The sequence below is a fragment of the Herbaspirillum sp. alder98 genome, assembly GCF_020179755.1.
Classification (GTDB): Bacteria; Pseudomonadota; Gammaproteobacteria; order Burkholderiales; family Burkholderiaceae_D; genus Herbaspirillum.
Window position 1 is genome coordinate 637,368 of the sequence record NZ_JAIUCY010000002.1, and the last position, 22,148, is coordinate 659,515.

Below are 22,148 nucleotides of genomic sequence, written 5' to 3' on the forward strand. Positions count from 1 at the left end.
GCTCACAGGCGGCCGGCACGAAAATCGTCGATGGCCTGTTCGACCTGTTCCCGGGTGTTCATCACGAACGGTCCCCACTGCGCAATCGACTCGCCCAATGGCTTGCCGGCGATCAGCAGGAAACGACTGGCGACATTGGCCTTGAGCGACACCCCGGCCGCCTCGGCCACGTTGGTCAGCACCGCCATGCGACCGGCCTCGGCCGGACGCGCCTGCTCTGTCTGCGGGCCCACCGCCAGGCCGCCTTCATAGACGTACAGGAAGGCATTGTGGGTCGCCGGGATCGGCAGGTCCAGCGCGGTACCGGCTTCAAGCGCGATATCAAGGTACAGCGGCTCGGTGGTGTCGCGTTCGATGGCGCCGACGGTACCAAATGCCTGGCCCGCCAGCACCCGCACCTTCACGCCGGGCTGCGGCTGCACTTCGGGAATGCCGGCCGACGGGATGTCGCTGTAGCCGGGCTCGGTCATCTTGTCCTTGGCGGCCAGGTTGACCCACAGCTGGAATCCGCTCATCAGGCCATCTTCCTGCTCGGGCAACTCGGAGTGCACCAGGCCACGGCCGGCAGTCATCCACTGCATGCCGCCCGGTTCCAGCAAGCCTTCGTTGCCGGCATTGTCGCGATGGCGCATGCGCCCGGCCAGCATGTAGGTCACGGTCTCGAAGCCACGATGCGGATGGTCGGGAAAACCGGCCAGGTAATCGCTGGGCTCATCCGAGTGAAACGCGTCCAGCATCAGGAACGGGTCCAGCCGGCGCTGCAGGTCGTGGGTCAATACGCGGGTCAGGCTGACGCCGGCGCCGTCCTGGGTGGGGATGCCGTTGACCAGGCGCTCGACCTGGCGGGTGAAATGTTGGGTGGTGCTCATGGTGCTCTCCTTGGCATGACAGGACAGGGCTTGCGCCCTGCCCGACTTTGGTTCAACGACGTTCGGGTGCGGCTTCCTGGTCGATCGACGACACCAGCAGCAAGGCGCCGATGATCGATACGTTCTTCAGGAAATGCGTCAGCTGGGCCTGGGCGGCGGCGCCATCGAGGTTCCAGAAATGGTGCGCCGAGATGGTCGCGCCGACGGTGAACAGCGCGATGATCAGCGCCACCGGCTTGACGCCGCGTCCCGTCATCAGCAACAGGCCGCCACCGACCTCGACCAGGATAGTGACCAGCACGGCCACCGTCGGCATCGGCAGGCCCAGGCCGGTAAAGTAGGCCACGGTGCCGGCGAAGCCCATGATCTTGAAGATGCCGGAGATGACGAACAGCGACGCCAGCAGGATGCGGCCGATGCGATAGATGTTGAAGTTGGTGATCATGATGTGCTCTCTTTCGTTATTGGTTGACTAACTAAATGTTCCTTAGGGGCATTGCTTTGCTGCGGTGTTCTGCTGGCCGCTGCGCCGTGCTTTCGACGGGGTTCGCTGCAGCCAGTGACGACAGAATAGGCAAAATGACGCCAACTAAAAACTGATTATCTTTATATAATCTCTATCTAATTATTAGATAGTGTTTGCAAGATGAATATCGAGCGCTTGTCATTGGATCAACTGCGGGTATTTGCCCAGGTCGCCGACAGCGGCAGCTTTCTGGCCGCCGCAAAAGCGCTGGCGCGGGCGCAATCGGCGATCAGCTATGCCATCGCCACGCTGGAAGAACAGCTCGACGTGCAATTGTTCGACCGCAGCGGCTATCGGCCGCGACTGACCGATGCCGGGCTGGCCTTGCTGGCCGACGCCCGCCAGGTGCTGGACCATGTCGATGCGCTGCAGGTGCGGGCCAATTCGTATGCCCACGGACAGGAGCTGGAAGTGGCGCTGGCGGTGGACGTGTTCTTTCCCACCGAATGCCTGGTCGACCTGCTGCGCCGCTTCCGCGACGCTTTTCCGGCGGTGACGGTGCGGCTAGAGATCGAGGCGCTGGGCGCGGTGGCCGAACGGGTGCTGGACGGGCGCGCCATGCTGGGCATTCTCGGCACCCTGCCCACCACGCCCCCGAACCTGTTGCGCATCACCCTGCCCAGCGTGCGGGTGGTGGCGGTGGTGGGCCCGAGCCACGCCCTGGCCCAGGTCAAGGGACGGATCCCCGACCGCCTGTTGTCGCAACAGACCCAGCTGGTGCTGAGCGACCGCAGCGAGTTGACCGCCCGCCAGGATTTTTCGGTACATTCACGACTGACCTGGCGCATGAGCGACCTCGGCACCAAGCACGCGCTGCTGCGCGCCGGCATGGGATGGGGCAACATGCCGCTGCACGTGGTGCGCGACGACCTCGCGGCGGGTCGCCTGGTCGGCATCGCCACCTCGCATCATCCGCCGCAGGGCTCGGACCTGCCGGTGCAGTGCGTCTACAAGCCCGATCACCGCGCGGGCCCGGCCCTGTCGTGGTGGCTCGATACGCTGGCGCAGCTGGAGTCGCTGGCTTGATCCGGTTTTCTGTCAGAAATGGGAAAGGCATCGCATGCTCATCAACGCCAATCAATCGGCCCTGATCCTGATCGACCTGCAGCAAAAGCTGCTGCCCGCCATCGACCAGCACCAAGCGGTGCTGGCGCAGAGCGTGCGCATTGCGACCATCGCCGGCATGCTCGGCTTGCCGGTGATCGCCACCGAACAGATGCCCGACAAGCTCGGCCCCAATCATCCGGAGGTGCGCCGCCTGTGCGACAAGACATTGTCCAAGGGCCATTTCGACGCCTGCGCCGACGGCTTGCCGGCGGCGCTGCCGAGCGCGGTGAAACAGATCGTCATCGGTGGCTGCGAAGCCCATATCTGCCTGCTGCAGACAGCGCTGTCGCTGCTGGCGCGCGGCTATCAGGTGTTTGTGCTGCGCGACTGCTGCAGCTCCCGCAAGGCGCTCGACCGCGAAACCGCCTTCGATCGGCTGCAGCAAGCCGGCGCCATAGCCGTCACCGTCGAGATGGTGGTCTACGAATGGCTGCGCGACAGCCGCCACCCGCAGTTTCGCGACATTCTCAAGCTCATCAAATGAGCCGGCCGGCACTGATGAAAGTTTCGTGACTGACCTTGCAGTGGTCACAATGGGGGCCAATTTGTGGTACAAACGAAACAGAAGCAGACAATTTGCACACTGTTGATTGCATCACGACAGAAAAGGAAAACCCCCACTCCATGTCCACCCCTTCGCCTATCGCGTCCGCCCGCCCCCAGCCGGCCGTCAACCTGCAAGCGCTGCGCGCCAGTTGCTCGGCCTGCAGCATGCACCAGTTGTGCCTGCCGATGGGACTGGACCAAAGCGACATGCAACGGCTGGAGCAAGTCATCAGCCGGCGGCGCCGCGTCAAGCGTGACGAAACCCTGTATCGCTTCAACGATGGCTTCGACATGCTGTATGCGATCCGCCTGGGGCACTTCAAGACTTTCCAGCGCAATCCCAGTGGCGGCGAGCAGATCACCGGCTTCCAGATGGCCGGGGAATTGCTGGGCATGGATGCCATCGGCGCCGGCCATCACCTGTGCGATGCAGTGGCGCTGGAAGACAGCGAAGTATGCGAAATCCCGTTCTCGCGCCTGGAAGACCTGTTTGGCGACATGCCCACGCTGCTGCGTCAGTTCCACCGCATGATGAGCCTCGAGATCTCGCGCGAGCAGCGGGTGATGCTGACGCTGGGCAGCATGACCGCCCAGCAGAAGATGGCCGCCTTCCTGCTCAACCTGTCGAGCCGCTACCTCAGTCGCGGCTATTCGTCGACCCGCTTCCAGTTGCGCATGACCCGCGAAGAGATCGGCAACTACCTGGGCCTGGCGGTGGAAAGCGTAAGCCGCCTGCTGTCGGGGCTGAAGAAGACCGGCGTGATCGAGGTCAGCCATCGCGACATCGAACTGTGCGACCTGGCGGCGTTGCGCGCCATCGCGCTGGGCAGCGATCCCTGCGCCTGAAGCCGGGCGAGGCAAAGCTGCATGCATAAAGACCGGTCCCCCGTCGCATCCCGTTTCCTGCAACGCCGCCTGGCGCCCGATCACCATCTGGGCCTGCCGCTGACCACCGGCATCCTGGCGGTGCTGGCCATGGCGGCGCTGTTCGCGTTGATCGCCTATGAAGTCCATTCGGGCGGCACGCTCACCCGCACCGATCAGGCGCTGGCCGACTGGTTCAACGCCCATGCCTTCTCGCCCCTGACCGAACTGGTGCTGGGCTACACCCACCTGCACGGCACCATCGGCGTACTGGTGATGGGCGCCCTGCTGCTGTGGCACCTGCTGCGCCAGCAGCGCCGGGCCTGGGCGCTCAATGTGCTGCTGGTGCTGCCGGGAGGTATGTTATTCAACTTCGGCCTGAAGTTCGTGTTCGCGCGCCTGCGACCGCAGTTTTCCGACCCGATCCTGGTGTTGCACAGCTACAGTTTTCCCAGCGGGCACACCATTGGCGCCACCTTGCTGTATGCGGTGGCGGCGGCCTATCTGCTGAACCAGCCCGGCCTCATGGCGGCGCTGGCGGCGCGGCTGGGCTGGCCTGCGCGCGCGGCGGCGGCCGGCGTGATCGGCCTGGCGGCGTCGCTGGTCGCCTTGACTGCCTTCAGCCGGGTGTACCTGGGGGCGCACTTCCTGTCCGACGTGCTGGGGGCGATGCTGCTCGGCACGGCCTGGTTCGCGCTGTGGACCACGGTGGTTTTTACCTGGGAGCGGCACTATTGCCGGCGGTCGCGCTCCAACTGATTTTAAGCAAGTCAGATCGTAGCGAATGACAAAAAATCAAAACCTCGACTCCCCTGCACCGACCACCTTGCCACCCAGCAACTCCTGCGATGTCGTTGCCGTCATCAACGCCCGTGCCGGCGGCGGTCATGCCGAGCAGCTGGCCCGCCACATCACCGAGCAATTCGCCAGCCACGGCTTGCGTGCTACGGTGCACCTGGCCGACAGTGGCGAAGCGATGCTGCAACATGCGCGCGATGCCGTGCGTGACGGCGTCGATATCGTGGCCGTCGGCGGCGGCGACGGCAGCGTCAATGCCGTCGCGTCGATCCTCATCACCACGCCCGGCTGCAGCAGTACGCTGGGGGTGCTGCCGCTGGGCACGCTCAATCATTTCGCCAAGGACCTCAATATCCCGCTGGTGCTTGAAGCCGCCATCGCCAATATCGCCACCGGACGCCGGCTGCGGGTCGATAGCGGCGAAGTCAACGGGGTTCCGTTCATCAACAATTCGAGCCTGGGGCTGTACCCCGACATCGTGCGCGAACGCGAAAAGCAGCAAGCACGGCTGGGCCGCGGCAAATGGCTGGCCTTCAGCTGGGCCGCCATGGGCGCATTGCGACGTTATCCGTTTTTGCGGGTGCGCCTGCGCATCGACGAGCAGGACCACTGGCGCCGCACGCCATTCGTCTTCATCGGCAACAACGAATACCTGATGAGCGGACTCGATATCGGCAAGCGCTCGACGCTTACCGATGGCAAGCTCAGTATGTATGTATGCCATCGCACCGGCCGCCTGGGCTTGCTGCGACTGGCCATCAATGCGCTGTTCGGACGGCTGCGCGAGGCCCACGACTTCGATGTGCTGAGCGCCACCGAGATCGCCATCGAAACCCGCAAGAAGCGCATGCGGGTGGCCACCGACGGTGAAGTCACGGTGCTGCAGACGCCGTTGCAATACCGCATCCGGCCGGCGTCGCTGGCGGTCATCGTGCCGCCGGTGGAACAGGCGGCAGCCGCTCCCGAGGCGCAACCGTCGATGCTGGGCAAACTGCTGGGAGGCGACTGATGCGTACCGTGATCCATCTTTCCGACCTGCATTTCGGGCGCACCGACGACAGCATCATCGACCCCCTGATCGCCCAGGTGCATGCGCTGGAGCCCGACCTGGTGGTGGTCTCGGGCGACCTGACCCAACGCGCCCGCAGCAGCGAATTCAAGGCAGCGCGGCAGTTCCTCGATGCCCTGCCGCATCCGCAACTGGTGGTGCCGGGCAACCATGACGTACCGCTGTTCAACGTCGCCGCCCGGCTGCTGCAGCCGCTGCGCAAGTATCGGCGCTACATCGGCGAAGACCTGCAACCGGTGTACATGGATGACGAGATGGTGGTGGTCGGCATCAATACGGCGCGCTCGCTGACCATCAAGGATGGTCGCGTCAACGACCGCCAGATCGAGATGGCGCGCCGGCAGCTGGCGGCGGTGGGCGAGCAGATGGTCAAGATCATCGTCACCCATCATCCGTTCGACCTGCCGGCCGGGCCGCAGCACCACGATCTGGTGGGCAAGGCTGCCCCGGCCATGCGCGCCTTCGCCATTTGCGGCGCCGATGTGCTGCTGGCCGGCCATGTCCATACCAGCTCGGCCGTCAGCAGCGCCGGGCGCTACCACATCCCCGGCTATTCGGCGCTGGTGGTGCAGGCCGGCACGGCAACCTCGACCCGCGGGCGCGGCGAGAGCAATTCATTCAATGTGCTGCGCATCGCGGCGCACCAGATCGAGGTGCACCGCCTGGCATGGGAAGCAGAACAGTCGGCCTTCGCGCTGGCCGCGACCCAGGCCTTCGAGCAACGCGGCAGCGAGTGGTTCGAGACCGCAGCCGTTACCGACGTTGCGCCAGCCGCCAGCGCACCACATCAACCGCCAGGAACAGCGCCAGGCTGATGCCCATCAGCGGCAGGCTCCAGCCCAACGCCAGGGCCAATACGGCCACGCCTGCGCGCCAAGCCGGCGGCAGTCGCACAAAGGCTTCCGAGAGCGGCGCCAGGCTGCTGCCGGCGGCCGGACGGCGGCGCCACCACATCACATAGCCCAGCACGATCATGGCGGTTAGCGCCATGCCGAAGGCCGCCATCAGGATCTGGTTGGCCAGGCCGAACAGGATGCCCATATGCGCATCCACGCCCCAGCGGATCAACTTGGCAATCAGCGGGAAATCGACAAAGTCGGCGCGACTGGTGATGACCATGCGGTCGGCGTCGATCGCTACTGTATCGACCTGGGTCGGCCAGCTGCGATCGACCTCGTGCACCGACCATGCCTGGTCGATCTTGCGCGGCGGACGGATTTCGATTTCGGCAGCGTCGATGCCACCGGCGCGGGCGATGCCCTGCACCATGTCGAAGCGGGCCGGGTCGCCGGCGGCCGGCATGGGCATGCTCATGCCGGCGTGATGGTGGTGCTCGGCGTGTTCGTCCGGCGTCGGTGCCGGTCCGTGCAGCTGGGTAGACGCCGAGGGCGTGACCCAGCCCAGCTGGGCCCGCAGCAGATTGACGTTGCCGCCGGCCCAGCGCGACCAGGTCAGGCCGGTCGCCGAGAAGAACACCAGCCCCAGCACGATCCACAAGCCCAGCAACGAATGCAGGCGACGTGCGCTCATCGGCCGCCGCGCCCGCGCCTGACCCGCGCGGCTGCGCCGACGTGCGCTGAACCACAGCCACAGGCCACCCAGCGAACCCAGCCATAGCCAGGACGCCGCCAACTCGCTGTAGTTGCGCCCCAACTCGCCCAGCATCAGGTTGCGATGCAGATAATCCAGGGTGGTGCGAAACGGCAAGGTGCCGCTGGTGCCGTAGACCACCAGGTCGCCCTTGACCGCCAGCGAGATCGGATCGATGAAGATGGCCCGGCTTTCCGAGTCACCCATTCCCGGCTGGACGAACATGACCCGCGTATTCCAGGCGTCGGTCTTGCCCGGACGCACCGCGAACAGGCGCGGCCCCTCGCCGACCAGCGCCTGGGCCGCCTTGACCTGCGCCGCCAATGGCTGCGCGACGCCGTGCGAATCATTGAACAGTTGGGTGGCGTAGAGCCGCGTTTCGATCTGCGGCGTCAGGACGAACAAGGTGCCGGTGACGGCCGCCACCAGGATGAAGGGGCCGACAAACAGGCCAATATAGAAATGCAGGCGCAGCAACAAGGCAGCGAGGGCCGTGGCGCCCTGGCGCTGACCCACCGTGGCGGCGGTTGGAGCGGCGGGGTGATAGCTATCGGTAGTCATGGCGAATGCCCGCCTTGCAGCGCAGGCGGGCTAATGGATTGGAGCGCTCATTCTAGGCCGCGCCCCGGGGGCTGCGAATGTGGCAATTTGTCGCACGCCGGCCGCAAAACAATAAGGGCCGCTGATCGCGGCCCTCGGTCCAATCGCACACTGCGGTGCGGATCGGCTTACAGCGGGTTCTGGTCGATCCAGTCGCCCGCGAAATCGAGAATGTAGGCGATCGCATCGTCTTCTGACTCGAATTCATTGGTGGGCGACTTGCGCTGGTAGCGCAGCTCGCCGTCGGCATCGCGGCCGGCGTGGATGACGAAGCAAGCCATGAACTTTCCGTTATCCAGGCTTCGTACCTGTGGAATGACTGCGTTTCCCTTGTACGGGAAGATTTGGGACATGAAAAAAGCCTCCTTATTGCGAGGCGCAATGCTAGCACGAACGCGCCCTTTCGATCCTGCCGGGCAAGTTTTTGGCATGCATATGCAACTGTGTTGCATATTGTTATATTATGCAACCAAGTTGCAATTGCATTCCTTTTCATGATCAACCGCCAACCACGCCAACAGCCATGTCATCCCAGCTCAATGCCTCCCCTCACCCCGCTTCCGATCAACGCCTGCCGGTTACCGTGTTGTCCGGTTTTCTCGGCGCCGGCAAGACCACCCTGCTCAACCACATCCTCAATAACCGCGAAGGCCGCCGCGTGGCGGTGATCGTCAACGACATGTCGGAGGTCAATATCGATGCTGCGCTGGTGCGCAATGGCGGCGCCGAGCTGTCGCGCACCGAGGAGAAACTGGTCGAGATGAGTAATGGCTGCATCTGCTGCACGCTGCGCGAAGACTTGCTGCTGGAGGTGCGCAAGCTGGCCGCCGAGGGCCGCTTCGACCAGTTGGTGATCGAGTCCACCGGCATTTCCGAACCGCTGCCGGTGGCCGAGACCTTTACCTTCGCCGATGAAGCCGGCGCCAGCCTGTCGGAAGTGGCGCGCCTGGACACCATGGTCACCGTGGTCGACGCCTTCAACTTTCTCAAGGACTACAGCTCGCAGGACAGCCTCGAACAGCGCGGTGCCGCGCTGGGCGACGAAGACCAGCGCACGGTGGTCGACCTGCTGATCGAACAGATCGAATTCTGCGACGTGCTGGTGCTCAACAAGCTCGACCTGATCGCGCCGGCCGATGCCGAGCGCCTGCGCGCCATCCTGCACCGGCTGAACCCGCGCGCCCGGGTGGTGGCGTCCGAATTCGGCCAGGTGGCGCTGGACGATGTGCTCGATACCGGCCTGTTCGATTTCGAGCAGGCCCAGCAAGCGCCAGGCTGGCTGCAGGAACTGCGGGGAGAACACGTGCCGGAGTCGGCGCAGTACGGCATTGCCAGTTTCGCCTTTCTGGCGCGTCGGCCGTTTCACCCGCAGCGATTTTTCGACCTGATCAACACCGAGTGGCCGGGGGTGGTGCGTTCCAAGGGCTTTTTCTGGCTGGCCAGCCGCCCGGCGCAAGCCGGTTCGTGGTCGCAGGCCGGCGCCGTCTGCCGCCATGGCCTGGCCGGCAAATGGTGGGCCGCAGTGCCGCGCGAGCAGTGGCCGGAGGACCCTGAAACGGTCGAATTCATCCTGCAGCAATGGGACGAGAATGTCGGCGATGCGCGCCAGGAGCTGGTGCTGATCGGCATCGAGATGGACCAGCCGGCGCTGCGCGCAGCGTTGCAGGCCTGCCTGCTGGACGACGCCGAGATGGCGCAGGGGCCGGCCGGCTGGGTGCTGATGGCCGATCCGTTTCCGCTTTGGTGAAATCGACGCCCGGGCTGGCGCAGAATCGCCAACCGGTTTATCGTGGCGGCTTCGCTTTTTTATCAGGTCGCCGCGACCTCGCCCACATGACAGTCCGCCATCCCGCCCCGCCCCTGCAACGCCACCAGTTTGCCGCCCCTGAACCGGGGCCGCGCCTGTTGGTGCTGGGGGCGGTGCATGGCGACGAAACCTGCGGCACACGGGCCATCGAAAGGCTGCTGGGTGAACTGCAACGCGGCGAAGTCGAACTGCAACGCGGCCTGCTCACGCTGGTGCCGGTCACCAATCCGCTGGCCTATCAGCTGGGTAAGCGGCAAGGCGAACGCAACCTCAATCGCAACCTGCGCATTTATGCCGCGCCGGCCAACTATGAAGACCGCGTCGCCAATATCCTGTGCCCGTGGATCAGCGAGCACGAGGTCCTGCTCGACCTGCACTCCTTCCACACGGCCGGCGTGCCGTTCGCCATGCTGGGCCCGCCTGACAACGACGGTCCCATCGAAGCCTTCGCCCATGCCCACGCCGAACAACGCATGGCGCTGCACCTTGGCACCAGCCGCATCGTCGAAGGCTGGATGGAAACCTATGCCCGGGGAGTGGCCCGCCGCCAGCGCGAAGGCCGGGTCACCGCGCCCGATCTGCTGGACAACAGCTACGGCGTCGGCACCACCGAATTTGCCCGTACCCAGGGACTCTATGGCATCACGCTCGAATGCGGCCAGCACCGGGACCCGCAAGCCCCTGAAGTGGCCTACCGCGCGATACGCCAGACGCTTGCCCTGCTGGGGATGATCGATGCGCCGCTGGCGCCGTCCGAGCCCGGGATCGAAATCATCAGGCTGGTCGACGTGATCGACATGGAACATGCCGGCGATGTGTTCGTGCGCGAATGGGCCAGCTTTGATCGGGTGGCAAGCGGCGAATTGATCGGCCACCGTCAAGGCGGCGCGCCGGTGACGGCGCCGCAGGACGGTTATATCGTTTTTCCGAACCCCGGGGCGCTGGTGGGCAACGAGTGGTTCTATTTCGGCGTCGAAAGCAAGCGGCAGTTATAGGCGGGCAGCATTAATCCAGCGCCAGCCGGTAAAACCGCGTATCCACCACCATCACCGGAAAAGCCGCCGGCAGCGCGCTTTTCTCGATCAGCGCAAAACCGTTCTTTTCGTAGAAACGATGCGCCGCCAGGAACTTGGCCGTGGTGCCGAGATAGATCTGCTTGACGCCCTGCTCGCGGGCCCAGGCGATGGCGCCATCGAGCAGGCGCCGCGCGGTGCCGAATTCACTGCCCCGATGGCTGGCCGCGACAAACATCTTGCGCAGCGCCACCTGGTCATGGCCGATGTCCAGCAGCGACACCGTGCCCACCACCCGCTCGCCGTCCAGCGCAACCCAGAAGTTGCCTTTTCCCTTTTGATAGAAGTTGCCGATGTCCTGCAGATCGGGCTGGCCCTCCAGCGTGATCGGGATCTCGAACTCCTGTTGCTGGATCGGCAGGATGACGTCGACCACGCCAGCGGCGTAGTCGGGTGAAAACGGGCGAATATCGAGCATGGAATCAGGTGCGTTGAAGGGAAAGACGCATGATACCCAAATCCGGCCTAGCGGTTCTTCCAGACCGCCGCGCGCTTGTCGAGAAAGGCATTGACGCCTTCCTTCTGGTCCTCGGTCTCGAACAGGTCGACAAACAGTTCGCGCTCGGTCTGCAAGAGCGTACCCAGCGGATTGTGGCGCGCGCCCTGGATCAGTTTCTTGCTGGCCGCCACCGATGACGGACTCTGCTTTTCGGCCTGCAACGCCAATTCCAGCGCACGCGTTCTGGCCTGCCCGCGCGGCACCACTTCTTCCACCAGGCCGATGCGCCGTGCGGTCTCGGCATTGACCCGCTCGCCGCACAGGATCATGCGCTTGGCCCAGCCTTCGCCCACCAGCCAGGGCAGGTTCTGGGTGCCGCCGGCGCACGGCAGCAAACCCACGGCCGCTTCGGGCAAGGCCATCTGCGCCTGCTCTTCGGCGATCCGCAGATCGCAGGCCAGCGCGCACTCCAGCCCGCCGCCCATGGCATAGCCGTTGATGGCAGCAATCGATACCCCGCGAAACCCGGACAGGGCCTCGAAGGCTTCCCCGAAGCGGCGCGCCATGTCACGGGCACGCGCCTGGTCACCGTCGGCGAACAGCTTCAGGTCGGCGCCGGCCGAAAAGAATTTCTCGCCTTCTCCGGTGACCACCAAGGTATAGATATCGCGGTCGGCATTGAGCTCGCTCACCAGGCGGGTGAGATCGACCAGCGCGTCGCGGGTCCAGGTGTTGGCGGGCGGATTGGCCAGCGTCAGCACGGCGGTGTGATTGATTTTTTCCAGCTTCAGGTTGGTATAGGTGCTCATGGTGTCCTTCGGGGCAAGGTCAGCGGATATGGTCGAGGTTGTCACTTCCCAGCAGCTGGCGCGACACGATCACGCGCATGATCTCGTTGGTGCCTTCCAGGATCTGGTGCACCCGCACGTCGCGGAAGTAACGCTCCAGCGGGTATTCGCGAATATAGCCGTAGCCGCCATGCAGTTGCAGCGCCTCGTTGCAGACCCTGAAACCGAGATCGGTGGCGAGCCGCTTGGCCATCGCGCAATACGTGGTGGCGTCGGGCGAAGCGGCATCCAGCTTGGCCGCGGCCAGACGCACGATCTGGCGCGCCGCCACCAGTTCGGTCTGCATGTCGGCCAGCTTGAATTGCAGCGCCTGGAAGTCGGCAATGGGACGGCCGAACTGGCGCCGCTCCTTCATATAGCCATGCGCGGCATCGAGCGCGGCCTGGGCCGCCCCGACCGAGCAGGTGGCGATGTTGATGCGCCCGCCGTCGAGCCCCTTCATGGCGAAGACAAAACCCTCGCCCTCGTTACCCAGCAGATGATCGGCCGGCACCCTGACGTTGTCGAAATTGATGGTGCGGGTGGGCTGGCTGTTCCAGCCCATCTTGCTTTCCTTCTTGCCGTAATTGACGCCCGGCGCATTGCCCGGCACCACGATGGCCGACACCCCGCGCGCGCCCTCGCTGCCGGTGCGCGCCATCACCACCAGCACATCGGTCGAGCCGGCGCCGGAGATGAAGGCCTTGGAACCGTTGATCACATAATGGCCGTCCACCAGTCTGGCGCTGGTCTTGAGCGAGGCCGCATCCGAACCCGAGCCGGGTTCGGTGAGGCAATACGAACCGATGCGGCGACCACTGGCCAGGTCTTCGCACCAGTGGCTCTTGAGCGCCGCCGTGCCCCACGAGGCAATCATCCAGCTGACCATATTGTGGATGGTGAAATAGGCGGCGGTGGACGGACAGGCGCGCGCCAGTTCCTCGAAGACGATGGTGGCGTCCAGCCGCGACAGGCCCAGGCCGCCGGCGGCTTCCGGCGTGTACAGGCCGCAGAAGCCGAGTTCGCCGGCACGGGCGATCACATCCACCGGAAAATGCGACTCTTCATCCCACTTGGCCGCATGCGGCGCCATCTCGCCGGCGGCAAAATCGCGTGCGCTCTGCTGGAAAGCCAACTGGTCTTGGTTAAGCTCGAAATCCATACTTGTCTCCTGTCGGATATCCATTGTCATTGTTATTGTTGCGTCGAGCGCTGCCTGCCGCCGTCGCATGAGACTTAGATTAACGGAAATCGCGGCGTGCGGTTGTCGCGGGGGCGACATTGCTCTGCGCCTGCGCGGAAAAAGACGCTGAAGTCCGGCGTGCGCCGGCACGACAGGCCATTTCCGATCGAGCGGATATGGGTTGGATGCGGGAATGTCCCGATCATGGAATAACAGGAGAAGCAACAGCGGTATGCAAGCCGCCTGTCGCAGAGGTCCCGATACAGGAATCGAGACCGATAAGTGAGCGCTCACTCAAGGTCGCAGCCTGCGAGGAAACCGGCAACGCCGTCTACGGTTGGCGTTCCAGCTCCAGCAAACCCAGCTGCCGTACGGATTTCACTGCCTGCTCCAAAATTTTGCTTCAGATGGCGGCTGCCATTACCGCGCCGGGTACGACGCATCACGGGCAGACACCTCGGCCGTGGTAGCGGCCTTCACAACAATCTCCGTCTCAAGAACTGCTGTGACTGAAGTCTATCCGGGGTCGCCATGCATCAGGAAATACCGATTGGGGATACAGCCATAAGCAAAACCTATAGCCCATCGAAATCGGGTCGAAAATCAGGTATGCTCCCACCGGCCGGGACGCGGGGGCGCTTCCGACATCCAACAGAACGCCAAGCCCGGGCCCAAGGACGAACATGAACCAACCAATCACCAGCCAGATGGAACCTGACAGCGCGGTCTACAAGACGCTGCTGGAATCGACCAAGGCGATTCCCTGGAAGATCGACTGGGCCAGCATGAAGTTTGCCTACATCGGACCGCAGATCGAGGCCCTGCTGGGCTGGACGCCCGAGAGCTGGGTCACCGCCGAGGACTGGGCCATGCGGATTCATGCCGACGACCGCGAGGCGGTGGTCAACTTCTGCATCTCGCAATCCAAGGCCGGCGTCGACCACGAAGCCGATTACCGCGCCCTGACCCGCGATGGCGAACATATCTGGATTCGCGACGTGGTCCATGTGGTGCGCAATGACGATGGCAGCCCCAACGCCCTGATCGGCTTCATGTTCGACATCACCGAACGCAAGAAGACCGAGGCGCGCCTGATCGAACTGCAGAAGGAACTGGAAGCCCTGTCGTATCGCGACGGCTTGACCAACGTGGCCAACCGCCGCATGTTCGATTCGGCGCTGGAGGTCGAGTGGGCCAATGCGGTCAACAATCGCACGCCGCTGTCGCTGATCATGCTCGACATCGACTACTTCAAGCAATTCAACGACCACTACGGCCATATCCGGGGCGACGAATGCCTCAAGCAGGTGGCATCGGTGCTCGAAAAATCGGCCACCCGCACGCGCGACTTCTTTGCCCGCTACGGCGGCGAAGAATTCGTGCTGATCCTGCCCGAGGCCGACGCCAAGGCGGCGCTGCAGGTGGCGCAACGCTGCCGCAAGCTGGTGCAGGATGAAGGCATCCCGCATGCCAAGTCGCAAGTGGCCGAGGTGGTGACCATCAGCGTCGGGGTGTCGACCATGTTCCCCTCCCCCCAGGACCATCGCATCGCCTTCATGGAACAGGTCGACCAGCGCCTTTACAAGGCCAAGCAACTCGGCCGTAACTGTATCGCCGTCGACGAATAAACTGTACCTGTCTCCCGGCGTCGGCGATCGATACAATCGTCGGCTTACTTGCCAGGAGACCCGATGTCCGCCACCTACCACTACCGCCTGCTCAATGTCTTCGCCGAATCGACCTTCGGCGGCAATCCTCTGTGCGTCTTCGAAGACGCGCGCGGAATGGATGACGCCACCATGCAGGCGCTGGCGCTGCAATTCAACCTGTCCGAAACCACCTTCATCCTGCCCTCGACCGTGGCGCAGGCGCGCGTGCGCATCTTCACCACCGGCTATGAAATGCCGTTTGCCGGCCATCCCACCCTGGGCTCGGCCCATGTGGTGCGCGCCTTGCACGACACCGGCGACGCGCTGACGCTCGAATTCAAGGCCGGCGTGGTGCCGGTCGAGGCCGAAGGCGATGTGTGGCGCTTCGTGGCGCCCGCCGCCGGCGGCCCCAAAACCGCGGCTTCGCCCCTGCCACCGGCCCAGGTCGCGGCGTTGCTGGGCCTGACCGCCGCCGACCTGGCGGCAGACCCGATGTGGGTCGACACCGGCGCCGACCAGTTCCTGGTGCCGCTGGTGTCGCCCGAGGCGGTGCGCCGCGCCCGGCCCGACAGCGCCACGCTGGACCTGTGGCCGCAAAGCAGCCTGGGCCGCAAGACCGCTTATGTATTTGCTTTCGACGCGCAGCAACCGGGCAATGTGCTGGCCCGCTATTTCTTCACCAAGCAAGGCGGCGGCGTGGCCGAAGACCCCGGCACCGGCTCGGCCTGCGCCAATCTCGGAGGCTGGCTGCTGGCCACCGGCCATGCGCTGCCGGCGCGCTATACGGTCGATCAGGGAGCGGCTGTCGATCGACCCTCGCTGCTGCATCTGTCGGTAAGCGCCGAGGGCGCCATCGAAGTCGGCGGACGGGTCATCGAACTGGGCCGTGGCAGCGTCACCATCGATGCCCCGGGACGCAGCCTGCTGGCTTGATTGCCGACATTCAGGCCGATGCGCCGGACTGCGCCTGCGCCCCTTCTGCCGTCAACGGCAGGATCAGCGCGTGCAACCAGTCCATGAATAACGCCAGCCGCGCCGGCACGTGACGCCGGCTGGCGTACAGCAGTGACACCGCCATCGGCGCCGGGCGATACGCCTGCATCACCTGCACCAGCGCGCCCTGCGCCAGCAGATCGCGTTTGCCGGCGCCCACCAGCGGCAGCTGGATCAGACCCAGGCCGGCCTGGCAGGCGGCGTCATAGGTCTCGGTGCTGTTGACGGTGATGTTGCCGGCCATCGGCACGAAATGGGTCTGCTGGCCGTCATGCCATTCCCACCCCGGAGAACGCCCCCCCAACATTTGCCGGTAGTGCACCAAGCGGTGATGCGCCAGGTCTGCCAGCGAATGGGGCACGCCGTAGCGCGCCAGATAACCGGGGCTGGCGCAGTTGACCTGCACCAGGTGCCCGATACGGCGCGCCACCAGCGACGAATCGTCGAGCGAGCCGGTGCGCAGGACGCAATCGAAGCCTTCGCTCACCAGATCGACCCGGCGGTCGCTGGCCGACAATTCGATCTCGAGCTGCGGGTGCCGTTCAAGAAACCCGGGCAGCGCCGGCAACACCACCTCGCGCGCCATTGCGCTGGACATGTCGACCCGCAGGCGGCCGGTCAGCGACTGATCGCCGCCACGAAACATCCCCCGCAACGATTCGAAGTCATCCAGCAACTCCTTGCTGCGGCGGTACAGCGAATCGCCGTCGGGCGTCATCTGCACCCGTCGCGTGGTGCGCTGGAGCAGCCGCGTGCCCAGCATCTGCTCAAGCTGCTGGATCGCCAGCGATACGGTGGCGTTGGGCAGCCCGAGCTGGCGCGCGGCGCCGCTGAAACTGGCCAGTTCGGCCACACGCTGGAAAATCTGGAGGGTATCGAGCTGGTTCACGGTCAACCTTGATTATTCATTTCAGCTGAAAAGTCTAATATAAAACTTCTAATTTATTAATATTTTCTTGATTAATATACTTCGGTTCGTGGTCAGGCAATTCTGCTTCCCCTCTCTCAACCCTGGAGCCTTTCATGAACCAAGCCCTCTCATCTTCCTCTTCGGCAACATCGTCCCGCGTCGCCCTGGTCACTGGCGGCAGCCGCGGCCTGGGCAAGAACGCCGCATTGCACCTGGCGCGCGACGGCGTCGGCGTGATCCTGACCTACGTGAGCAACCAGACTGCCGCCCAGCACACCGTCGCCGAGATCGAAGCCGCCGGCGGACGTGCCGTGGCACTGCAGCTCGACCTTGGCGACAGCCGCAGCTTCGCCGCCTTCGCCGATACGGTGCGCAACCGCCTGCGCGACACCTGGCAGGTCGAGCGCTTCGACTACCTGATCAACAACGGCGGCATGGGCATGCATGCCAGCATCGCCGAGACGACAGAAGAAGTCTTCGATCAACTGTCCAATGTGCACCTGAAAGGCACGTTCTTCCTGACCCAGGCATTGTTGCCGCTGATCGCCGATGGCGGCCGCATCATCAACATCTCCAGTGGACTGGCGCGCTTCTCGTTGCCGGGCTACGCCGCCTACGCGGCCATGAAGGGCGGGATCGAAGTGTTGAGCCGCTACATGGCCAAGGAATTCGGCGCGCGCGGCATTGCCGTCAATACCGTGGCGCCGGGCGCCATCGAAACCGACTTCGGCGGTGGCCGGGTGCGCGACAACGCCGAACTGAACGCTTTCGTGGCCAGCCAGACCGCCCTGGGACGGGCCGGCAAGCCGGACGACATCGGCGCGGCCATCGCGTCGCTGGTGAAGACCGAGAACGGCTGGATCAACGCCCAGCGGATCGAAATCTCGGGCGGCATGTTCGTTTGATGACGGCGGCGGCGCCCTGCCGCCGACCAGTTTGACTCGCGTTTTGCGCCGTCCCGCCGACGGCGCATTCGCGCTCCACCCAAGGGCCGGCAAAACGGCCCTCCCACCCGGCTCGACACCACTGTTGCCTGACGCTTGCAAAGCCCCTCTACACGTGTTGCGGATTGTATTGTGCTCGGGTAACATCGCTCGGCGCTGATCTAGTATTTTTTCTAATAAAGTTTCGCCAAACAGCAATCACGGTTTGCCCCAACGGCGCAATCCAATGGTCTGACCAATATCGTCCCAAGACGCCACGGCGCCCGGGGGCGAATTGCTCGCGGGCGGCGGACTTGATCGGCGCAGGACCGACATCGGGCGTGGAGACAAGCGCCGTGCCGTTTTACATGAGACCACTCATGCCGGCAACGAGGTCGGCGTCGTGAAGTACACCGAGGGGGCAGTATCAGAACTCATTTGTTTGGCGATCGACCGGCGCGCTGGCGCATGGGTGCGGCCGCGCTGCTCATGGCAGTCTGCGGCGCATGCATTGGCCCCGCCGCACTCGCCGCTGGCGCCGGGCCCGACTGCTCGCGCTCGTTCACCCTGGCACTGCACGACCACGGCCTGCTGTATTCGGCGGCCACCGATACCGGCATCGACCGCGATTTCGCCGACGAACTGATTCGCCGCAGCGGCTGCAAGGTCAATGTCAGCCTGATGTCGCGCGCGCGCATCTGGCAATTGATCGAATCCGGCGCGCTCGACTTCAGCCTCTCGGGCATCAGCAACCGCGAGCGCGAGCAGTACGCTTCCTTCGCCTGGTACTTCAGCAACAAGTACTACCTGCTGGTGCGCAAGGATGCCGGCGTGGTCCGCATGGAAGATGTGGCCCGCAACGAGCAGTTCCAGCTGGGCGTGATCCGCAGCTTCCGCTACAGCGACAACGCCAACCGCATGGTCGACCGCCTGACCGCGTCCAATCGCGTCAGCCTGGCCGGCGGCCTCGATCCGCTGTACGAAGCCCTGATGCTCAACCGCATCCAGGGCATGATCATGGAACCCTTCGACTATCCGGTGGTGCAAGAGAAGCGGATCCGTGAAATCACCTCCATCATCGGCTTCAACGATCCATCAGTGCCGCACGGACTGATCATGTCCAAGAAAGCCCTGGCGCCCGGCGAACAGGACAAATGGCGCGCACTGGTCGATGGCATGCTGGCCGACGGCACCGTGCTGCGCATCTTCGAGAAATACTTCAATCCGGAACTGGCAGCGTCCATGGTCGAGGGCAAACCGTGAGTTGGATGCGCCTGATCCTGCTGCCGCTGCTGATCCTCGCCAGCGGCCTGGGCGTGACCTGGATCGCCTGGGACCACGAACGTGATGCCTCCGACAAGGAAGTGCATGCCCAGTTTGCCTTTGCCCTGCGCGAGACGGTCAGCCGCATCGAGCAGCGCATGGCCTCCTACGAACAGATGCTGCACGGCGTGCAGGGCCTGATCGCCGCCACCGGCCGCATCGACCGCCAGAACTTCCACGACTACGTCAACGCGCTCAACCTGGACGCCAACTTCTCGGGCATCCAGGCCATCTGCGTCGAAGAATGGGTGCCGCCGTCGGCGCTCGATGCCCACATCGCCCGCCTGCGCGCGCAAGGCATGGCCAACTACGAGATACGGCCGTCCGGCCTGCGCGACGGCTATGCGCCGATGGTCTTGCTGGAACCGTACATCGGGCGCAACCGGATCGCCTTCGGCTTCGACCACTGGTCGGACCCGATCCGCCGCCGCGCCATGGAAAAGGCGCGCGACTCGGGCATGGCGGCGATCTCGGGCAAGATCACGCTGGATCTCGACAACGGTCGCCAGACCGAACCCGCGTTCCTGATGTTCCTGCCGGTGTATGAGCGCGGCAAGCCGCAGGGCACCATTGCCGAACGCCGGGCCAGCCTGATCGGTTGGGTGCATGCGGTGTTTCGCATGAATGACGTGATCGCCAGCCTGTATGGCGAAAACACCCGGGGCATCACCTTTTCGTTGTACGACGGGGTCGAGCCGACGCCGGCGGCACTGATGTACCAGTCCCATGTCGAGCAACTGCAAACGACGCCGGCCCGTATCAGCTCGACCGAATACCTGGTAGTATCGAATCACCACTGGACGCTGGCCATGCGTTCGCTCGACAGTTTTGGCGGCCAGTTCGGGCGCAACGCCGAACACCTGATCGCCGCCACCGGCGTGGGCATGAGCCTGACCCTGGCGCTGCTGGTGTGGCTGATGATGTCGAGCCGGGTGCGCGCGGTGCGACTGGCCCAGAAGATGACCAGCGAATTGCGCGCCAGCGAAGAACAGTTCCGCGCCATCGCCGACTGCACCGTCAACTGGGAAGTCTGGTGGGGCCTGGACGGCCGCCCGCGCTGGATCAACCATGCCGTGCGCGACTACACCGGTTTCAGCGTCGAGGAATGCCTGGCCATGCCGGACTTCATCGGCACCATCGTGCATGGCGACGACGTCAAGCGCATCCGCGCCGAGCTGGCGCGCTGCATGGATGGCCAGAAGCGCGAAGATGTCGAGTTCCGCTGCGTGCGCAAGGATGGTTCACTGTTCTGGCTGGCGTTGTCGTCGGCGCCCATCACCGACGCCCAGGGCACGCTGACGGGATTTCGCACCAGCAGCCGCGACATCACCGAGCGCAAGCACGTCGAGTCCGAACTGCGTATTTCTGCGGTGGCCTTCGATTCGCGCGAGGGCATGTTGATTACCGATGCGAACAGCCGCATCCTGCGGGTCAACAAGGCCTTCACCGAAATCACCGGCTATACCGCCGAAGAAATCATCGGCAAGCATCCCAAGATGTTGCGCTCGGACCGTCACGGACCGGCCTTCTTCCAGGAGATGCGCGAAAGCGTGCGCCGGTTCGGCAAGTGGCAAGGCGAGATCTGGGACCGCCGCAAGAACGGCGAGGTCTATCCGGAATGGCTGACCATCTCGGCGGTCAAGAACAAGGACGGCGTCGTTACCCACTTCGTCAGCACCCACCATGACATCAGCGATCGCAAGCTGGCCGAGGAACGCATCCGAGAACTAGCCTTCTTCGACGCCCTCACCCGCCTGCCCAACCGCACCCTGCTGCTGGACCGTCTCAAGCAGGCCATTGCGCTGTCGGCCCGCAGCAAGACCTGCGGTGCGCTGCTGTTCATCGACCTGGACCATTTCAAGACCCTCAACGACACCGTCGGCCACGAAAAGGGCGACTTGCTGCTCAAGCAGGTCGCACAACGGCTGGCCGCTGCCGTGCGCGATAACGACACGGTGGCGCGGGTCGGCGGCGACGAATTCGTGGTGGTGCTGGAAAACCTGAACGAGCATCCGCAGGAAGCGGCCAACCAGACCAAGGCCGTGGGCGAGAAGATCCTGGCCTCGCTGGGCGAGACCTACCAGCTCGAGGAAGTCGAGTACCGCACCACCGCCAGCGTCGGCGCCACCATCTTCCAGGCCCGCCAGGCATCCGTGGACGAACTGATGAAACAGGCCGACCTGGCCATGTACAAGGCCAAGGAAACCGGCCGCAACGCGCTGCGCTTCTTCGATCCGGCGATGCAGACCGTGGTGCTGGAACGCGCCGCCCTGGAAGCCGGCCTGCGCAAGGCCATCGAAGGCGGCCAGTTGCTGCTGCACTACCAGGCGCAGGTGGTCGAGGGCGGTCGCGTGATCGGCGCCGAAGTGCTGGTGCGCTGGCAGCATCCGCAGCGCGGCATGGTGCCGCCGGGCGACTTCATCCCGCTGGCCGAAGAAACCGGCCTGATCCTGTCGCTGGGCAACTGGGTGCTGGAAACCGCCTGCACCCAGCTGGCGCTGTGGGCGCGCCAGCTGCATACCGAGCATCTGGTGATTGCGGTCAACGTCAGCGCGCACCAGTTCCGCCAGGTCGATTTCGTGCAGACGGTGCTGAACGCCATCGAGCGGACCGGCGCCAATCCGCGCCGTCTCAAGCTGGAATTGACCGAGAGCCTGCTGGTGGACAATGTCGAAGACATCATCCAGAAGATGTTCGCGCTCAAGGCCTATGGCGTAGAGTTCTCGCTGGACGATTTCGGCATCGGTTATTCGTCGCTGTCCTACCTCAAGCGGCTGCCGCTGAATCAGCTTAAAATCGACCAGTCGTTCGTGCGCGATGTGCTGATCGACCCCAACGACGCCTCGATTGCCAAGACCATCGTGACGCTGGCCCAGAGCCTGGGCCTGGGCGTCATTGCCGAGGGGGTGGAAACCGATGCCCAGCGCAGCTTCCTGGCCGATGCCGGGTGCCACGCTTACCAGGGTTATTTCTTCTGCCGCCCGGTCGAGGTAGGGGCTTTCGAAAAATTCGCGCAGGAATTCGATCCCCGATTCACGCCCGCATAGGACCC

Annotated in this window: 21 protein-coding genes; 13 read left to right on the top strand and 8 right to left on the bottom strand. The window is 64.3% G+C overall.

What is annotated here, in order from left to right:
* Positions 1–2: 2 nt before the first annotated feature.
* Positions 3–869 carry a pirin family protein gene (locus tag LBW87_RS07530; RefSeq protein ID WP_225200820.1) on the bottom strand — a complete coding sequence of 289 codons (867 nt, stop codon included), beginning with the start codon at positions 867–869 and terminating at the stop codon, positions 3–5.
* A gap of 52 nt (positions 870–921) precedes the next feature.
* Entirely contained in the window at positions 922–1,314 is a 393-nt protein-coding gene (locus tag LBW87_RS07535) for a DoxX family protein (RefSeq protein WP_225200821.1), read from the bottom strand.
* Between the two features lie 201 nt (positions 1,315–1,515).
* Here LBW87_RS07535 and LBW87_RS07540 point away from each other — a divergent pair, with 201 nt between their 5' ends.
* From LBW87_RS07540 to LBW87_RS07565, 6 genes are all read left to right on the top strand, one after another.
* Positions 1,516–2,421, top strand: a complete 906-nt coding sequence (locus tag LBW87_RS07540; protein WP_225200822.1) for a LysR family transcriptional regulator — start codon at positions 1,516–1,518, stop codon at positions 2,419–2,421.
* 34 nt (positions 2,422–2,455) lie between these two features.
* Complete coding sequence (locus tag LBW87_RS07545; RefSeq protein ID WP_225200823.1) at positions 2,456–2,986, top strand: isochorismatase family protein; 531 nt, start codon at positions 2,456–2,458, stop codon at positions 2,984–2,986.
* A 140-nt stretch (positions 2,987–3,126) separates the two neighbouring features.
* Positions 3,127–3,894, top strand: coding sequence for a fumarate/nitrate reduction transcriptional regulator Fnr (fnr, locus tag LBW87_RS07550; protein WP_225200824.1), 768 nt, complete (start codon positions 3,127–3,129; stop codon positions 3,892–3,894).
* 21 nt (positions 3,895–3,915) lie between these two features.
* Positions 3,916–4,671 carry a phosphatase PAP2 family protein gene (locus LBW87_RS07555; protein ID WP_225200825.1) on the top strand — a complete coding sequence of 252 codons (756 nt, stop codon included), beginning with the start codon at positions 3,916–3,918 and terminating at the stop codon, positions 4,669–4,671.
* A 25-nt stretch (positions 4,672–4,696) separates the two neighbouring features.
* On the top strand, positions 4,697–5,719 hold the full coding sequence (locus LBW87_RS07560) for a diacylglycerol/lipid kinase family protein (RefSeq protein ID WP_225200826.1): 1,023 nt from the start codon (positions 4,697–4,699) through the stop codon (positions 5,717–5,719).
* The gene (locus LBW87_RS07565; protein ID WP_225200827.1) at positions 5,719–6,594 is read left to right on the top strand and encodes a metallophosphoesterase family protein; all 876 of its coding nucleotides are present in this window, start codon (positions 5,719–5,721) and stop codon (positions 6,592–6,594) included. The genes LBW87_RS07560 and LBW87_RS07565 overlap by 1 nt, the downstream gene beginning before the upstream one ends.
* Here LBW87_RS07565 and LBW87_RS07570 read toward each other — a convergent pair.
* Both LBW87_RS07570 and LBW87_RS07575 read right to left on the bottom strand, forming a co-directional pair.
* Positions 6,533–7,930 carry a PepSY-associated TM helix domain-containing protein gene (locus tag LBW87_RS07570; protein WP_225200828.1) on the bottom strand — a complete coding sequence of 466 codons (1,398 nt, stop codon included), beginning with the start codon at positions 7,928–7,930 and terminating at the stop codon, positions 6,533–6,535. The two genes, LBW87_RS07565 and LBW87_RS07570, sit on opposite strands and share 62 nt — an antisense overlap.
* Before the next feature lie 167 nt (positions 7,931–8,097).
* Positions 8,098–8,322, bottom strand: coding sequence for a hypothetical protein (locus tag LBW87_RS07575; RefSeq protein ID WP_225200829.1), 225 nt, complete (start codon positions 8,320–8,322; stop codon positions 8,098–8,100).
* Between the two features lie 170 nt (positions 8,323–8,492).
* Between LBW87_RS07575 and zigA the strand changes: the two genes are divergently transcribed.
* On the top strand, positions 8,493–9,716 hold the full coding sequence (gene zigA, locus LBW87_RS07580) for a zinc metallochaperone GTPase ZigA (protein WP_225200830.1): 1,224 nt from the start codon (positions 8,493–8,495) through the stop codon (positions 9,714–9,716).
* Positions 9,717–9,802: 86 nt separating this feature from the next.
* A complete protein-coding gene (locus LBW87_RS07585) occupies positions 9,803–10,771 on the top strand; it encodes a succinylglutamate desuccinylase/aspartoacylase family protein (protein WP_225200831.1) in 969 nt (322 codons plus the stop codon).
* Between the two features lie 10 nt (positions 10,772–10,781).
* On the opposite strand, the gene LBW87_RS07590 is transcribed toward LBW87_RS07585, so the two are convergent.
* The 3 genes from LBW87_RS07590 to LBW87_RS07600 are packed head-to-tail and all read right to left on the bottom strand — an operon-like array spanning position 10,782 to position 13,277.
* Positions 10,782–11,267, bottom strand: coding sequence for a GNAT family N-acetyltransferase (locus LBW87_RS07590; RefSeq protein WP_225200832.1), 486 nt, complete (start codon positions 11,265–11,267; stop codon positions 10,782–10,784).
* 47 nt (positions 11,268–11,314) lie between these two features.
* The gene (locus LBW87_RS07595; protein WP_225200833.1) at positions 11,315–12,097 is read right to left on the bottom strand and encodes an enoyl-CoA hydratase; all 783 of its coding nucleotides are present in this window, start codon (positions 12,095–12,097) and stop codon (positions 11,315–11,317) included.
* Between the two features lie 19 nt (positions 12,098–12,116).
* Complete coding sequence (locus LBW87_RS07600) at positions 12,117–13,277, bottom strand: acyl-CoA dehydrogenase family protein (RefSeq protein ID WP_225200834.1); 1,161 nt, start codon at positions 13,275–13,277, stop codon at positions 12,117–12,119.
* A gap of 728 nt (positions 13,278–14,005) precedes the next feature.
* On the opposite strand from LBW87_RS07600, the gene LBW87_RS07605 reads away from it, so the two are divergent.
* Positions 14,006–14,926: a GGDEF domain-containing protein gene (locus LBW87_RS07605; protein ID WP_225200890.1), complete on the top strand. Its 921-nt coding sequence runs from the start codon at positions 14,006–14,008 to the stop codon at positions 14,924–14,926.
* A gap of 63 nt (positions 14,927–14,989) precedes the next feature.
* A complete protein-coding gene (locus LBW87_RS07610; protein WP_225200835.1) occupies positions 14,990–15,880 on the top strand; it encodes a PhzF family phenazine biosynthesis protein in 891 nt (296 codons plus the stop codon).
* Positions 15,881–15,890: 10 nt separating this feature from the next.
* Here the strand turns inward: LBW87_RS07610 and LBW87_RS07615 are convergent, their stop codons facing one another.
* Complete coding sequence (locus tag LBW87_RS07615) at positions 15,891–16,829, bottom strand: LysR substrate-binding domain-containing protein (RefSeq protein WP_225200836.1); 939 nt, start codon at positions 16,827–16,829, stop codon at positions 15,891–15,893.
* Positions 16,830–16,963: 134 nt separating this feature from the next.
* On the opposite strand from LBW87_RS07615, the gene LBW87_RS07620 reads away from it, so the two are divergent.
* The 3 genes from LBW87_RS07620 (at position 16,964) to LBW87_RS07630 (ending at position 22,143) form a co-directional block, all read left to right on the top strand.
* Positions 16,964–17,755, top strand: a complete 792-nt coding sequence (locus tag LBW87_RS07620; protein WP_225200837.1) for an SDR family NAD(P)-dependent oxidoreductase — start codon at positions 16,964–16,966, stop codon at positions 17,753–17,755.
* A 507-nt stretch (positions 17,756–18,262) separates the two neighbouring features.
* Entirely contained in the window at positions 18,263–19,036 is a 774-nt protein-coding gene (locus LBW87_RS07625) for a substrate-binding periplasmic protein (protein ID WP_225200891.1), read from the top strand.
* Positions 19,033–22,143 (top strand): EAL domain-containing protein, encoded by a 3,111-nt coding sequence (locus tag LBW87_RS07630; protein ID WP_225200838.1) that lies wholly within the window; start codon positions 19,033–19,035, stop codon positions 22,141–22,143. Before LBW87_RS07625 ends, LBW87_RS07630 begins: the two co-directional genes overlap by 4 nt.
* The last annotated feature ends 5 nt before the right edge of the window (positions 22,144–22,148 follow it).